This is a genomic window from Mesorhizobium sp. M0862 (assembly GCF_040319795.1).
Taxonomy (GTDB): domain Bacteria; phylum Pseudomonadota; class Alphaproteobacteria; order Rhizobiales; family Rhizobiaceae; genus Mesorhizobium.
Genome location: NZ_JAMYOJ010000007.1, coordinates 118,022 through 132,698 on the forward strand (window position 1 = coordinate 118,022; position 14,677 = coordinate 132,698).

The window sequence follows — 14,677 nt, forward strand, 5'->3', positions numbered from 1 at the left end:
GAGCCGGATGGTTCCATGCCGATCTTCATCGACCGTCGCCTGAACCCCAAGGACAAGAGCCTTGGCAATCGACAACGCTTCCTCAGGCGTGCTCGCGAGGAGTTGAAGCGGAGCATTCGCGATCAAATCCGCACTGGCAGGATCGCCGACGTGGATACCGAGCACGCCGTGCCCATGCCTGAAAGGAAAACGGCCGAGCCGAGCTTCAACGATGACAGGGCCAGCGGACGGCGCCGACACATCCTTCCGGGCAACAGGCATTTTTCCCCTGGAGACCTGCTCCCGAAGCCGCATGGGGGCGGCGCGGCGTCGTCGCCAGGAAACACGGCGTCGGAAGACGATTTTCGTTTCGTGCTGTCACGCGAGGAGGTGCTCGAACTCTTTTTTGAGGATCTCGAACTGCCCGACCTGGTTAAGCTCAATCTCAAGGAAATCCTTGCCTTCAAGCCGCGCCGGGCCGGCTTCGCGGCAACCGGTTCCCCGACCAACATCAATGCCGGCCGCACCATGCGCAACAGCCTAGGCCGGCGCATTGCGCTGAGGCGCCCCACGCAGCAGGAACTGGAGGCGATCCTCCGGGAAATCGTCACGCTTGAGTCGGCCCCGGCCGGCGCGGCGGTGCGCCAGCGCATCGCGGAATTACGCGACGAGCTTGACCGGCTGGAGCGACGGCGCAGGCGAATTGCCTTTGTCGATCCGGTCGATATCCGATTCAACCGCTTCGACGCCCGGCCGGTGCCGAATGCCAATGCCGTCATGTTCTGCCTTATGGACGTGTCCGGATCGATGGGCCAACGCGAAAAGGACTTGGCCAAACGCTTCTTCGTGCTGCTGCACCTGTTCTTGAAACGGCGCTACGAACGCACGGAGATCGTCTTCATCCGCCATACCCATGAGGCGCACGAAGTGGATGAGGACACGTTCTTCTACAACACGCAGAGCGGCGGTACGATCGTCTCCACCGCGCTCGACGAAATGCACCGCATTATCGGCCAGCGCTATCCTGCCAGCGAGTGGAACATTTACGCCGCGCAGGCCTCTGACGGGGACAATTTCACCACCGATTCCGAGCGATGCATAGAGCTCATGAACGGCAAGCTCATGCGCCTGTGCCAGTATTTCGCCTATGTCGAGATCATCGACGAACGCGAGAGCCACATATTCGGTGCTACCGAAAACGGGACGTCGCTTTGGCGCGCCTACAGTACGATCGAGCTGAAATGGCCCAACTTCCAGATGAGCCGCATCGCTGCTCCCGCGGATATTTACCCGGTCTTCCACCGGCTCTTCGCCAGGCAGCCGGTGGCCATCAAGAGCGCTTGAGAGAGAGAGATGGTCAGGCGAGCCAACGAAACGAATTTGTTGTTTTCCGGTTCCGACTGGAATTTCGAGAAATTATCGCGGGCTTTTGAAGAGATCGAGGCGATCGCGGTCGACGAGTTGCATCTCGATACTTACCCGGTCCAGATGGAGATAATCTCCTCCCAGCAGATGCTCGACGCCTACTCATCTATCGGCATGCCACTGATGTATCGGCATTGGTCGTTCGGCAAACATTTCCTTCACCAGGAGCTTCTTTACCGTAAGGGTGGTCGGGGGCTGGCCTATGAACTGGTCATCAACTCCAATCCCTGCATCGTCTACCTCATGGAGGAAAACACCATGGCCTTGCAGGCCCTTGTGACGGCCCACGCGGCGCTTGGCCACAATCATTTCTTCAAGAACAATCATCTGTTTCAGCAATGGACCGATGCCGGGGCAATCCTGGGTTATCTGGACTTCGCCAAGGGCTACATCGCCCGGTGCGAGGAGCGGCACGGCCTTGCAGCAGTGGAGGCTATTCTCGATTCCGCCCATGCGCTGATGGAACAAGGGGTGTTCCGCTACCACCGGCCGCCAAAGCTCTCGTCGGAGCGACAGCGCGAAGGGCTTCGCGAGCGCCTCGAATACGAAGAGCGCTCCTACAACGATCTGTGGCGCACGCTGCCGCCGTCGCAGAACAAAAACAAGTCCGGCAATGAGGATCAAGGGATGGCGGAGCGCAAGAGATCGCTCAACCTTCCCGAGGAAAACCTCCTTTATTTCCTCGAGAAGAACAGCCTGATCCTGGAACCCTGGCAGCGCGAGATCATCAGGATCGTCCGCGTCATCGCGCAATATTTCTACCCGCAGCGACAGACTCAAGTCATGAATGAAGGCTGCGCCACCTTCGTGCATTATACGCTCATGAACATGCTATTCGATCGCGGCCGGATCGGCGAAGGTGCCATGCTCGAAATCCTGCGCAACCATTCGAACGTGATCTTCCAGCCGGCCTTTGACGATCCCCGGTTTTCAGGCATCAATCCCTATGCCCTCGGCCTCGACATGATGCAGGACATACAGCGCATTTCGACCGAGCCGACGGCGGAGGACCGCGACTGGTTCCCGGACATTGCAGGACATGGCAACTGGCGCGAGGTCCTGCTTGAGGCCTGGGCCAACCACCGCGACGAATCCTTTATCCGCCAGTACCTCAGCCCGAGCTTGATCCGAAAATGGCGGTTCTTCGTGCTTGGCGATGGAGCCGACCAACCGCATTTCGAAGTCGCCTCGATCCACAACGAACGTGGCTATCACAAGATACGGGCCGAGCTAGCCCACGGTTACGACCTTGGAGCGAATCGGCCGGACATCCAGGTGATTGATGTCGACCTGCTCGGCGACCGGCAGTTGCGACTGCAACACAGGGTAAAGGATGGTGTTGTGCTCGAAGGGGCCAGCCGTGACGCGACGCTGCGCCATGTCCGCAGCCTCTGGGGCTACGAGGTCAGCCTGGTCGCAGTTGACGCTCAAACCGGTGCGACCATCCACGAACGGTCTACGAGCCAGATCGCGGCATAAGCTCGGCAAAGAGCGTCATGTGGCGGGCCTGCTCGGTACCTTTAAGATTCGCCCGCCGGCCTGATCCTGATTCTGGCGATCCGGTTTTTGTCGCGCTTCATCACCACGAAGCGCTTGCCGTGGAAGGTGAAAGCCTGCTTTTCCTCGGGGATCGACTGCGTCTCGTGGATGACCAGGCCGGCAATGGTGGTCGCTTCCTCGTCAGGCAGGTTCCAGTCGAGCGCCCGGTTGAGATCGCGGATCGGCACGGTGCCGTCGACGACCACGGAACCGTCCGCCTCCTGCTTCACGCCCTGAATGTCTACATCGTGCTCGTCGGCGATCTCGCCAACGATCTCCTCGATAATGTCCTCCAGCGTCACCAGCCCTTCGACCTCGCCATATTCGTCGACGACGATAGCGAAATGCGCCTTGGCGCGCAGGAAGGCGTTGAGCTGTTCCTGCAGCGTCGTGGTGTCGGGCACGAACCAAGGCTTCGAAGCGATCTTCATCACGTCGATCCGGGAAAAGTCGTTGCCGACCTCGTTCAGCGCTCGCAGCAGGTCCTTGGCGTGCAGCACGCCGACAATGTTGTCGAGAGAGCCTTTCCACAACGGCATGCGGGTGTGCGGGCTTTGCAGGATCTCGCGCACCACCGCTTCCGGCCCATTGTCGGCATTGACCGAGCGCATATTGGTGCGGTGGACCATGATGTCGGAGACTTCGAGCTCGGCGAGATCGAACAGCCCGCCGACGCGGTCGCGGTCCTCACGCACCATCTGGCCGTCGCGGCGGAAATCGTCGACCGCGCCGCGCAACTCGTCCTGTGTCGAGCGCTGCGGCTCGATGCGCGACAGCTCATAGCCGAACATGGCAAGCAGGCGCGTACGCACGGCCAGGACCAGCAGGATGAGGATGGCAAGGACGGCGACGACGGTCCAGCCGGGCTCGTTGATCATCGCTGCCGGCTTTCCTGGCCCGGGTGGTTCTCCCTGAGGAACGAAAGCACTTCCGACGCCGGTACATCCTTGGCAATAAAAGCCTGGCCAACGCCGCGCGTGAGGATGAAGGTCAGCGCGCCGCGCGACACTTTCTTGTCCTGGGTGATGAAGCCAAGCAGCGCCTCGGCATCGGGCAACTCACCAGGGATGTCGGCCATCCGCCAGGGTAGACCGACGGCGCGAAGATGCGCCTCCACGCGCGCCGCGTCGTCCGGGCTGGCCAGATTGAGCCTTGCGGAAAAGCGGTGCGCCAGCGCCATGCCGATGGCGACGCCTTCGCCATGGACGAGGCGGGCGCCATCATACTGTGTGGCGCCTTCCAGCGCATGGCCGAACGTGTGGCCAAGATTGAGCAGTGCGCGGTCGCCGGTTTCGAACTCGTCGCGGGCGACGACATCGGCTTTGGCGCGGCAGGCCTCGGCAATCGCCTCCGCCCGTTCCGCACCACCGGCGAACACCTTTTCCCAGTTCGCTTCCAGCCAGGCGAAAAACGCCGGTCGGTCGATCAACCCGTATTTGGCAAGCTCGGCATAGCCGGCGCGAAATTCGCGGATCGGCAGCGTGTCGAGCACTTCGGTGTCGGCCAGCACCAGCTTCGGCTGATGGAAGACGCCGACCAGATTCTTGCCGCGCGGACTGTTGATGCCGGTTTTGCCACCGACCGAGGAATCGACCTGCGCCAGCAGCGAGGTTGGAATCTGGACGAAATTCATGCCGCGGCGCACGATGCCGGCGGCAAAGCCGGTCAGGTCGCCGATGACGCCACCGCCGAGCGCAATGACGACATCGCCGCGCTCCAGCTTGGCGGCGAGCACGCCGTCGACCACCTCTTCGAGATGGGCAAAGCTCTTGGTCTTTTCGCCGGCCGGCAAAGTGATGACGGCAGGCTGGATGCCGCCTGTTTCCAGACCGGCCTTCAGCGCGTCGAGATGTGCCGCCGCGACATTGTCGTCGGTGACCACCGCCGCCCTCGTGCCGGGCAGGCGGCGCGAAATCTCGGCGCCGGCGCGCGCCAAAAGGCCAGGGCCGATCAGGATGTCATAGGCACGCTCGCCAAGGCCGACCTCGACAGTGACCGGTTCGCTCACAGCCGCACCTCGCCTGGCGCAGTCGGAGCCGGAATGCCGAAATGCCCGCACAGCGCGTCGACAACCTCCGTCGCAATGACCTCCTTGCGGTCGTCGCGTGTCGGCACGGTGATGTTGGACGTGGCATAGACCGGGTAGCGCTCGCCCATCAGTCGCTCGAGCACGGCGCGCGGATCGGCGCTTTTGAGCAACGGCCGGTTCTGCTTCTTGGACACGCGTTCCATCAATAGGTCGATCTCGGCCTTCAGCCACACCGACACGCCATGCCCGGCGATCGCTTCCCGCGTCTGCGCATTCATGAACGCGCCGCCGCCGGTCGACAGCACCTGCGGCCCACTCTCCAGCACGCGCAGGATGACGCGCTGCTCCAATGCCCGGAATTCGGTCTCGCCATAGCGTTCGAACAGTTCCGGCACCGTCATGCGCGACACGGTTTCGATCTCCTGGTCGCTGTCGACGAAGGGCAGCGACAGCATCGTCGCCACCTTGCGGCCGATCGCCGTCTTTCCGGCGCCCATCAGGCCGACAAAGACGATCGAGCGGCTGCCCAGCCTGTCGAGCAGCGCGGCATGGCTATCGCCGGGAGGATTTGCTGGTAACGCGTTCATGAGACCATGCTGTTTCTAAGCCGTCTTTGCCGGCGTATCGACATCAAAAGCCCGTTTGCGTCAAGCACAGCGCCTTTCGCACGCAGAGCCCTTCGTCCTTGAATTGACGGAATTAGCGTCCCATAAGGACACAGGGCTTGGAATCGCAGAGCAAGAAGACGGGCGAAGATTGATGCCGACACTGTTCCGCTTTGTCGTGACGATGATGATTCTTGCCGGCATTGCCTATGGTACGATGGTGGCGTTGGCGATGTTCGTCGAGCCGAAAAAAGCCGAAATCACCGTGCGCATTCCACCGGAAAAGCTGAACCCCAAGAAAAACTGACCCAAAACTGACCCCTGGAACATGAACAGCGCGGCTCGCATCGAAGCCTTTCTCGAGATGATGAGCGCCGAACGCGGTGCCGCTGCAAACACGCTGTCTTCCTACCGCCGTGATCTCGAAGACGCTTCGCAGCAGATTGCCGGCGGGCTTGCCGCTGCCGCCGCAGCCGACATCCGCGCCTATCTCGACGATATCGCGGCGCGCGGCTTTGCGTCGACGTCGCAGGCGCGCAAACTGTCGGCGATCCGCCAGTTCTTCAAGTTTCTCTACGCCGAGGGCTTGCGCGGCGACGACCCGACCGGCACGCTGGACAGTCCGAAAAAGGGCCGGCCGCTGCCCAAGACGATGAGCGAGGCCGATACCGGTCGGCTGCTCGACCGCGCCGCGCTTGAGACAGGCGATGCCGTCAATGGTGACCGGGTGGCTGCACTGCGCCTGCACGCTTTGGTGGAGGTGCTCTATGCCACCGGCTTGCGCGTCTCCGAACTAGTCGGCCTGCCGGTGACCGTCGCCCAGCGCGACGACCGCTTCTTCATGGTGCGCGGCAAGGGCGACAAGGAGCGCATGGTGCCGCTGTCGGCCAAGGCCCGCACGGCGATGCGGGCTTGGCTCACAGCCCGGGCCACGGTGCCGGCTTTCGCCGACAGCCCGTTTCTCTTCCCGGCCGCCGGCGACAGCGGCTTTCTCTCCCGGCAGGTCTTTGCCCGCGATCTCAAAGGCCTTGCCGCGCGGGCCGGCATATCGGCGGCGAAAATTTCGCCGCATGTGCTGCGCCATGCTTTCGCCAGCCATCTCCTGCAGAACGGCGCCGATCTCAGGGCGGTGCAGCAGCTGCTCGGCCACGCCGATATCTCGACCACGCAGATTTACACGCATGTGCTGGAAGAGCGGTTGGTGCGGCTGGTCAACGATCATCATCCGCTTGCCGACTAGGCCTCATATCGCTATGTGAGGGCAACGTGCCCGCGCGGAGCCTACATCTGCGCGATGTTTGCCTTCCGACGCATCGGTCCGCTCAAGAATGTACAATTACCTCGATTTCGAAAAGCCGGTGCAGGACCTTGAACTCAAGATCCTCGAGCTGAAGAAGCTTGCCGAGAATGGCGAGGCGGTCGACGTCGGCGACGAAATCAGCCGGCTCGATAAGCGCGTGCGCGACGCGCTGCGCGACATCTACAAGGCGCTGACGCCGTGGCAGAAGGTGCAGGTCGCGCGCCACACCGACAGGCCGCATTGCCTCGACTACATCAAGGGTCTGTTCAGCGATTTCACGCCGCTCGCCGGCGACCGCAATTTCGGCGAGGACCAGGCGATCATCGGCGGCTTCGCCCGCTTCCGCGGCGAACCGGTGGCCGTCATCGGCCAGGAAAAGGGCTCCGACACGGCGAGCCGGCTCAAGCACAATTTCGGCTCGGTGCGCCCTGAAGGCTACCGCAAGGCCGTGCGGCTGATGGAACTTGCCGACCGTTTCCAGATCCCACTTCTGACGCTGGTCGACACCGCCGGCGCTTACCCCGGCGTTGGCGCCGAGGAACGCGGCCAGGCTGAAGCCATCGCCCGCTCAACCTCGGCCTGCCTCGGCCTCAAAGTGCCATCGATTTCGGTTGTAATCGGCGAAGGCGGTTCGGGCGGCGCCATTGCGATCGCCACCGCCAACCGCGTCTACATGCTGGAACACGCCATCTATTCGGTGATCTCGCCGGAAGGCGCTGCCTCGATCCTGTGGCGCGACACCACGCGCTCGAAAGATGCGGCGACCAACATGAAGATCACCGCCCAGGACCTTCTGGAAATGAAGATCATCGACGCCATCATTGCCGAGCCGCTCGGCGGCGCCCAGCGCGCGCCCGAAACGGTGATCGCCGCCACCGGCGACCTCATCGCCAAGACGATGAAGGATTTTGCCGGCGCCAACACCGATTTTCGCGAACAGCGCCGCGAAAAATATCTGGCGATGGGCCGCAGCCTCTGATTTTTGCCGGCAGCGCACCGCAATGTGGCGTCAAGGAGCAATTTCGCCACAAAAATGCCGCCGCATTCGGCTCAATAAAAAATCCGTGACACCGAGCGAATTGCCGTGGGGGGCGCCTTCCGATGCTTGCGGTAAGGAATTTTCAAGGTTAACGGGCTTAGGGTCCGTCGGTGTTCAGCATGCAGGCCCGGGCGCTATCCGGCCGTGACGCGAGAAAAAGACATAGCCGTATCCATGTTTACCAAGCTTGCCCGCACTGGACTTCTGATCGCCGCGCTTGGCGTTGCCGGCTGCAACGATTCCTCGATGAAGAATTTTGCGCCGGAAGCCAGCAAGCCGCTGCCGGACAAGATCCTGGCCGACATGAAGGCCAAGGGCATGATCCGCACCTCGTCGGTGATGGCCCGCATCTTCAAGGAAGAAGGCAAGCTCGAAATCTGGAAGGCCAAGACCACCGGCCGCTACGAGATGGTCGCCAGCTACGACATCTGCAAATGGTCGGGCAAGCTCGGCCCAAAATACACCGAGGGCGACCGCCAGGCGCCGGAAGGTTTCTATACGGTCCGCCCGTCGCAGATGAATCCGCGCTCGAACTATCATCTGTCCTTCAACATCGGCTATCCCAACGCCTATGACCGTGCCAATGGCCGCACCGGCGCCAATCTGATGGTGCACGGCGCCTGCTCGTCGTCGGGCTGTTATTCGATGACCGATCCGCAGATCGAGCAGATCTACGCTTTTGGTCGCGATGCCTTCCAGGGCGGCCAGACCGAGTTCCAGATCCAGGCCTTCCCGTTCCGCATGACCGCCGCCAACATGGCGCGCTACCGCAACGACCCGAACTATGAGTTCTGGAAGATGCTGAAGGTCGGTTACGACAATTTCGAGATCACCAAGGTGCCACCGAAGGTCGATGTCTGCGACAAGCGCTATGTCTTCAACCAGGTGGCGCCTGAGGGCACGACATTCGATCCGACCGGCGCCTGCCCGGCGACCACGCAGCCGGATTCGCTGAAGAGCGCACTCAACGCCTATCAAAGCAGCTATGACGCGGCCTTCACCGGCGCGGTCAAAGCCAGCGTGCCGGCGCCCAAGCCGACCATTGCCGGCATCAAGGAAGCCGCCATCGTTTCCGACTGGTCGAAGCGCCGCGCCCGGGGCGAGCGCGTGCCGATCGAACCGCCGTCGCTGAATTCCGACGGCACGCTGACCGAGACGGCGCGCATGGGGCGCATCGATTCGCCCGCCGGCCGCAAGATGGCGGCGCTGGACGCAGAGAAGGAAGCCAAGCGCAAGGCCGAGGAACAGCGGGTTGCTGCCATCGAGGCTGCGAAAGCCGCCAAGGCCCAGGCACTGGCTGAAAAGCAAGCGGCAAAGGCCCAAGCGCTGGCCGAAAAGGAAGCAGCCAAGCAGGCCGCCCAGCAGCCGGTCGCCACTGCGAGCGTCGAGGCGGCGCCTGCAGAACCGCCGGCGGACGAAAGCCGGATGTCGAAGATCAAGAACAAGCTGCTAGGCATGTTCGGCGGCTGAGGTTTTCGCCTTGCCGATGCATGCCGCCCAAAAGTGCGCCGCGGTTTTGGGACAAAGACATGCATGAAGACAAACAAACAAATCACACCGCGATCTATGACCTCAAGGGCCTGAACTGCCCTCTGCCCGTTCTCAAGGCGAAAAAACGCCTGGCGGCAATGCAGCCGGGCAGCCGGCTTTGGCTGGAGACCACCGACCCGCTGGCGGTCATCGACATCCCCGCCTTTTGCGCCGACGCTGGTCACCAACTGGTTGAAACGTCAGCCGTCAGCGGCGGCCACCGCTTCCTGGTCAAACGCGGCGCAGAGCGAGCCTGAGAATCAGCCCCCGGCTATCGCCAGCGGATTGCTCTCCAGCGCCGCGCGATCCGGCGTGTCGATTGACGGCCGGTTGGTGAAGGCGGAAAACAGCCGGCGCACATAGTCTTCCGGCATATCGAGCGTGATCAGCACCAGCCTGGTGCCGCGCTGGCCGTCCGGCCAGGCCAGCAGCCGCGCCGGCGGGTGCAGGATCTTCTGCACCCCGTGGACGACAAGCGGCCGCGACGGGTCCTCCGCAAGCTCGATGATGCCCTTCATCCGCAAAAGCTTGTCGCCATGCGCAGAACGCAGCAGGTCGAGGAACATCTCGATCGCCGAAAACGGCACCGGGCCGTCATGGACCAGCGAGTAGGAGCGCACGCGGGAATCGTGGCGGTGGTGGTGCTCATGCTCGCCGTGGTCATGATCATGATGATGGTGGTGCTCATGGGCGGCTTCTTCGCCGAGCCAGCGCCGGACATCGGCGGATTTGGTCGCCGGATTGTAGAGGCCGCAATCGAACAGCGCCGTGACGCCGGTTCGGCCGTCGCCGGCGTCCAGCACCACGGCGCCTGGATTGAGCTGATGGAGTCGCGTTCGCAAAGCATCGACGTCGCCGGGATCGCTGGCCAGATCGACCTTGGTCAGCACGATGCGATCGGCGACCGCCACCTGCTTGACCGCCTCGACATGGCCGTCGAGCGTCGCATTGCCGTTGACCGCGTCGACCAGCGTGATGACGCCATCAAGTCGGAAGGCCTGCACAAGGGCGGGATGCGCCATGATCGACTGCAGCACCGGCGCCGGATCGGCGAGCCCGGTGGTTTCGACAACGACGCGGGCAAGGCGGGCGATACGGCCGGTCTGCAGCCGGTCGACGAGGTCAGCCAGCGTATCGACCAGTTCGCCGCGCACCGTGCAGCACAGACAGCCGTCGGACAGCTGGATGATGCCGTCCGAGGCCTGCTCGACCAGCAGGTGGTCGATCGCCACCTCACCGAATTCGTTGATGATGACGGCCGTGTCGACCAGTGCCGGATCTTTGAGCAGCCGGTTGAGCAATGTCGTCTTGCCGGCGCCGAGGAAGCCGGTGACCACCGTGACGGGTATCGGAAAGCCAGCCATCGCCTAGTTCGCGGCTTTGACCAGCTGGTCGCCCTGCACCGCGGTTGCCTGGCCCACCACGGCCGGTTCGGCGCCCTTTGGCGCCGGAATGTCTGGCCGCCAGCTCGGCAGCGGCACATCGGCGTATTCCTGGCCGCCCTGGTCGAGCATCGCCTTCGGCGCCGGCCCGGTGGCGCCGCCGAGGCCCACGGCAACCAGCGTCGGCACGTGGTCGAGCTTTTCCTGATAGGGCGATTTCGGCACGTCGGCACCCTTCGCGGCCACCGGCGGAGCCGCCTCGGACTGCTCGTGCGGCGCCTTCTTCCTGCAGATCTCATCATGCATGTCGTTGGGTGACATTGTATCGCCATAGGAAGGCATGGCCGCGACCGTGAGCCAGTTCGGGTCGGGCGTGGCAAAGCCCTGGTCGAGCAGCCTGGCGGCGGTCTCGGCACGGCTGATCGCCGATTTTTCGCCGAGCACGACCGCGACCAGCGTGCGGCCATTGCGTGTCGCCGAGCCGATCATGTTGAAGCCCGAGGGACAGACGAACCCGGTTTTCATGCCGTCGGCGCCGGGATAGCGCCCGATCAAGAGATTGTAGTTGGAGATCGCCTTCTTGCCGACGGCAAGGCCTTCGATCGAGAACCAGGGGGCGTATTGCGGGAATTCCTTGCGGATCGCCATCACCAGCAGGGCAAGATCGCGCGCCGTCGTATACTGCTCCGGCGAAAACAGTCCGTTCGGATTGACGAAATGCGTTCCGGTCATGCCGAGCCGCGCCGCCTCCGCATTCATGCGAACGGCGAATCCGGCCTGCGAGCCGCCTATGTTTTCGCCGATGGCCATGGCGATATCGTTGGCCGATTTGACCAGCATCATCTTCAACGCATTGTCGAGCCGCATCACCGAGCCCGGCTTGAAGCCCATCTTGCTCGGCGGTTCGCCCGCCGAATGCTTGGTCACCTTGATCGGTGAATCGAGCTGGACCTCGCCGGCGGCAATCGCCCGGAAGGTGACATAGGCGGTCATCAGCTTGCTCAGCGAAGCGGGATACCAGCGCTTGAAGGCGTCCTGGTGCTGCAGAACCTTGCCGCTGTTGAGGTCGAACAGGATCACCGGATTGGCCAAAGCTGGCCCAGCCAGCATGGGTAACGCCAAGCCGCCCGTTAGCAGTAATTTGAGGATATGGCTGTGCCGCATCATGGAATCCGAAATCGCCTCTTGCCGTAGTCGCCCCTGGCTCCGTAAGATTTCGTTACGCGATGGCCAGCATGACCTGATCCGGCCCTCAATTTCCGGATCACATTGTCTGGGGTGCTATTTACCCTATGTGACGCCAAGATGGCAAAGTGCCAAGATGGCAACAAGCATGGCAATCACAATTGCAATCAAGCAGGCCAGATCGTCTGCTCCAATAGCGAGATGGAACCATTATGCCGATTCTCAACCGCGCCGCCGAGATGCAGGATGAAGTTGCCGGCTGGCGACGCCATCTGCACCAGACGCCAGAACTGAATTTCGATGTCTTCAAGACCGCCGCCTTCGTCACCGAGAAGCTGAAGGAATTCGGCTGCGACGACGTGGTGACGGGCCTCGGCAAGACCGGCGTCGTCGGCATCATCCATGGCCGCAAGGGGCAAGGCGCGACCATCGGCTTGCGCGCCGACATGGACGCGCTGCCGATCAACGAGATCACCGGCAAGCCCTATGCCTCGACCATTCCTGGCAAAATGCATGCCTGCGGCCATGACGGCCATACGGCGATGCTTTTGGGCGCCGCCAAATATCTGACCGAAACGCGCAATTTCGCCGGCTCGGTCGCGGTCATCTTCCAGCCGGCGGAAGAGGGCGGCGGCGGCGGCAACGAGATGGTCAAGGACGGCATGATGGAGCGTTTCGATATTTCGCGCGTCTTTGGCATGCACAACATGCCGGGCCTGCCGGTGGGCCAGTTCGCCATCCGGCCGGGCCCGATCATGGCGGCGACCGCCGAGTTCACCATCACCGTGAAGGGCCGCGGCGGCCATGCGGCGATGCCGCACGGCACGATCGACCCGATCGTCATCACCAGCCAGTTGGTCGGCGCCCTTCAGACGGTCGCTTCGCGCAGCACCGATCCGGTCGAGGCGGTGGTGGTTTCGGTGACGAAGTTCCACGCCGGCGACGCCTACAACGTCATTCCCGAGACCGCCGAGATTGCCGGCACGGTGCGCACACTGAAGAAAGAGATCGCCAAGAAGTCGGAAGAGCGCATCCGCACCATCTGCGAAGGAATAGCCACCGCCTTCGGCGCGACGATCACTGTCGACTATGACGCCAACTATCCCGTGACCTTCAATCATCCGGAAGAAACGGTCTTTGCCGGCGATGTCGCGGCACATGTCGCCGGCGACACCCAGGTCCACCGCGCCATCCAGCCGGTGATGGGCGGCGAAGACTTCTCCTACATGCTGGAAGCCCGACCTGGCGCCTTCATCTTCATCGGCAATGGCGAGACCGCCGGCCTCCATCATCCGGCCTACGACTTCAACGACGAAGTCATACCGCACGGCATGAGCTACTGGGTGAAACTGGCCGAAACGGCGCTGGCAGCCTGACCTGCCCCGACGAAAGGCCGGCCGATTAGCCTTCGGCCGGCCTCTTCATTGCGTTCGGCGAGCCTCTTGGCGAAACGATCGGAAGCGGCTATGTGTCGGGCCGCGTGGTCCCGTAGCTCAGTAGGATAGAGCGGCAGATTCCTAATCTGTAGGTCACAGGTTCGATTCCTGTCGGGATCACCAGCAAGATCAAAGGCTTGGTGACTGAGATAGCCTGTCGGCATGTGCAGCACTGATGGACTGGTTTTCGGTGATTTTCACGGACGCGACCAAGCAAGCAGCCTGACTTTAGTTCCATAGAAAAAGTCCATCCCTGAGGTCTCAGGAGCGAGCTTTAAGCATCTACAGCCGCGAAGAGAATCGACCTCTTGCAAGTACAATTCCAGATCGAGCGATGGTTCCCAGTCGATCCGTTACCGTCTGAGTTCGGCGCCGCCAACTCAACGAAGCCGGCCGTATCCTAGCTGGCAACCAGGGGCACCGTGACGGTCGTGGCGTAATTTATCGGATACTGGTCGAAATACGGGAAAGCGATGACGAAAGCATAGCTGGCGGTCAGATGCGCCATCTTGAAACCGCCGCTGGCAGGGTCGGTCGCGATCGTCACAATGACGTTCTTCAGACCCAGGTTCACCAATTTCTGCGTGGCGATGGCCTGGATGTCGCTCTGCGAAAGCGTGTTGTTCAGCTGCAGCGCCCGGGAAGAGGTTTCCAGTGTATAGCGGACGGTCGACACGGCATTCATGGCCCAGCCGAAGGCGAAGATTCCGAACAAAAGCATCACCAGGAAAGGCGCGATCAAGGCGAATTCCAGCCCGGCTGCGCCGGAGCAGTCACGGCGCCACCTGGATCCGATCCTTTCAGCGGACACGGATCACCTGCTGATGACTGATCGCGCGCGGGTCCGGGAAGACACCGAAGTTAAACGGGGGCACCCAGGTGCCCGTCGCCGTTATCTGGACGAAGACGGTCGGCAGCTTCGTTCCGCCGCAAATGGTGGTCGCATCCACGACCGTGGCGCCGCACAAATAGGAGCGGACCAGTACGACCGCGGCGTCCTCGGGCTTGTCGTTCCAGCTCGAAAGCGCGACCGCCTGCGTTCCGGTGTCATTGGACGCGCCGGCCATTACGAGATTGGCCGCGGTTTTAACGCCCGCGCGCATCTGCAGGTAACTCGTTACGTAGGACCAGCCGTCGGCGATGCCGAGGCAGACGAGGCACAGGATGGGCAGCAACATGGAAAACTCGACGGCAGCTATCCCGGATTTGTCCAGGACAATGCGCAAGG

General features: G+C 62.3%; 15 protein-coding genes and 1 tRNA gene. 9 read left to right on the forward strand and 7 right to left on the reverse strand.

The genetic code is table 11. The annotated features are described in order from the left end of the window. Nucleotides 1-15 precede the first annotated feature (15 nt). Both NKI15_RS13070 and NKI15_RS13075 read left to right on the forward strand, forming a co-directional pair. Entirely contained in the window at nucleotides 16-1,323 is a 1,308-nt protein-coding gene (locus tag NKI15_RS13070) for a YeaH/YhbH family protein (RefSeq protein ID WP_023685368.1), read from the forward strand. A gap of 9 nt (nucleotides 1,324-1,332) precedes the next feature. After that, nucleotides 1,333-2,883, forward strand: a complete 1,551-nt coding sequence (locus NKI15_RS13075; RefSeq protein ID WP_023685369.1) for a SpoVR family protein — start codon at nucleotides 1,333-1,335, stop codon at nucleotides 2,881-2,883. A gap of 41 nt (nucleotides 2,884-2,924) precedes the next feature. On the opposite strand, the gene NKI15_RS13080 is transcribed toward NKI15_RS13075, so the two are convergent. The 3 genes from NKI15_RS13080 to NKI15_RS13090 are packed head-to-tail and all read right to left on the reverse strand — an operon-like array spanning nucleotide 2,925 to nucleotide 5,559. Next, nucleotides 2,925-3,821, reverse strand: a complete 897-nt coding sequence (locus NKI15_RS13080; RefSeq protein WP_023670669.1) for an HlyC/CorC family transporter — start codon at nucleotides 3,819-3,821, stop codon at nucleotides 2,925-2,927. Beyond that, nucleotides 3,818-4,951 carry a 3-dehydroquinate synthase gene (gene aroB, locus NKI15_RS13085; protein ID WP_023694054.1) on the reverse strand — a complete coding sequence of 378 codons (1,134 nt, stop codon included), beginning with the start codon at nucleotides 4,949-4,951 and terminating at the stop codon, nucleotides 3,818-3,820. Before aroB ends, NKI15_RS13080 begins: the two co-directional genes overlap by 4 nt. After that, on the reverse strand, nucleotides 4,948-5,559 hold the full coding sequence (locus tag NKI15_RS13090) for a shikimate kinase (protein WP_023670667.1): 612 nt from the start codon (nucleotides 5,557-5,559) through the stop codon (nucleotides 4,948-4,950). Before NKI15_RS13090 ends, aroB begins: the two co-directional genes overlap by 4 nt. 172 nt (nucleotides 5,560-5,731) lie before the next feature. On the opposite strand from NKI15_RS13090, the gene NKI15_RS13095 reads away from it, so the two are divergent. From NKI15_RS13095 to NKI15_RS13115, 5 genes are all read left to right on the forward strand, one after another. Continuing rightward, complete coding sequence (locus tag NKI15_RS13095; protein WP_023670666.1) at nucleotides 5,732-5,884, forward strand: hypothetical protein; 153 nt, start codon at nucleotides 5,732-5,734, stop codon at nucleotides 5,882-5,884. Between the two features lie 21 nt (nucleotides 5,885-5,905). Beyond that, complete coding sequence (locus NKI15_RS13100; protein WP_027050748.1) at nucleotides 5,906-6,817, forward strand: site-specific tyrosine recombinase XerD; 912 nt, start codon at nucleotides 5,906-5,908, stop codon at nucleotides 6,815-6,817. Nucleotides 6,818-6,905: 88 nt separating this feature from the next. Continuing rightward, nucleotides 6,906-7,856, forward strand: a complete 951-nt coding sequence (locus NKI15_RS13105) for an acetyl-CoA carboxylase carboxyltransferase subunit alpha (RefSeq protein WP_352886196.1) — start codon at nucleotides 6,906-6,908, stop codon at nucleotides 7,854-7,856. 234 nt (nucleotides 7,857-8,090) lie between these two features. Further along, nucleotides 8,091-9,386 carry a L,D-transpeptidase family protein gene (locus NKI15_RS13110; protein WP_023686738.1) on the forward strand — a complete coding sequence of 432 codons (1,296 nt, stop codon included), beginning with the start codon at nucleotides 8,091-8,093 and terminating at the stop codon, nucleotides 9,384-9,386. Nucleotides 9,387-9,445: 59 nt separating this feature from the next. Continuing rightward, nucleotides 9,446-9,703 (forward strand): sulfurtransferase TusA family protein, encoded by a 258-nt coding sequence (locus tag NKI15_RS13115; protein WP_352500691.1) that lies wholly within the window; start codon nucleotides 9,446-9,448, stop codon nucleotides 9,701-9,703. 3 nt (nucleotides 9,704-9,706) lie between these two features. Here NKI15_RS13115 and NKI15_RS13120 read toward each other — a convergent pair whose 3' ends face one another. Beyond that, nucleotides 9,707-10,810 carry a CobW family GTP-binding protein gene (locus tag NKI15_RS13120; protein ID WP_023686739.1) on the reverse strand — a complete coding sequence of 368 codons (1,104 nt, stop codon included), beginning with the start codon at nucleotides 10,808-10,810 and terminating at the stop codon, nucleotides 9,707-9,709. A gap of 3 nt (nucleotides 10,811-10,813) precedes the next feature. Next, on the reverse strand, nucleotides 10,814-11,992 hold the full coding sequence (locus NKI15_RS13125) for a D-alanyl-D-alanine carboxypeptidase family protein (RefSeq protein ID WP_023694057.1): 1,179 nt from the start codon (nucleotides 11,990-11,992) through the stop codon (nucleotides 10,814-10,816). A 233-nt stretch (nucleotides 11,993-12,225) separates the two neighbouring features. On the opposite strand from NKI15_RS13125, the gene NKI15_RS13130 reads away from it, so the two are divergent. Next, nucleotides 12,226-13,389, forward strand: a complete 1,164-nt coding sequence (locus NKI15_RS13130; RefSeq protein WP_023699100.1) for a M20 aminoacylase family protein — start codon at nucleotides 12,226-12,228, stop codon at nucleotides 13,387-13,389. A gap of 106 nt (nucleotides 13,390-13,495) precedes the next feature. After that, nucleotides 13,496-13,572, forward strand: a tRNA-Arg gene (locus NKI15_RS13135). Nucleotides 13,573-13,849: 277 nt separating this feature from the next. Here NKI15_RS13135 and NKI15_RS13140 read toward each other — a convergent pair. Both NKI15_RS13140 and NKI15_RS13145 read right to left on the reverse strand, forming a co-directional pair. Continuing rightward, nucleotides 13,850-14,260 (reverse strand): TadE/TadG family type IV pilus assembly protein, encoded by a 411-nt coding sequence (locus NKI15_RS13140; RefSeq protein WP_023708223.1) that lies wholly within the window; start codon nucleotides 14,258-14,260, stop codon nucleotides 13,850-13,852. After that, nucleotides 14,250-14,675: a TadE/TadG family type IV pilus assembly protein gene (locus NKI15_RS13145; RefSeq protein ID WP_245260130.1), complete on the reverse strand. Its 426-nt coding sequence runs from the start codon at nucleotides 14,673-14,675 to the stop codon at nucleotides 14,250-14,252. Before NKI15_RS13145 ends, NKI15_RS13140 begins: the two co-directional genes overlap by 11 nt. Between the last annotated feature and the right edge of the window lie 2 nt (nucleotides 14,676-14,677).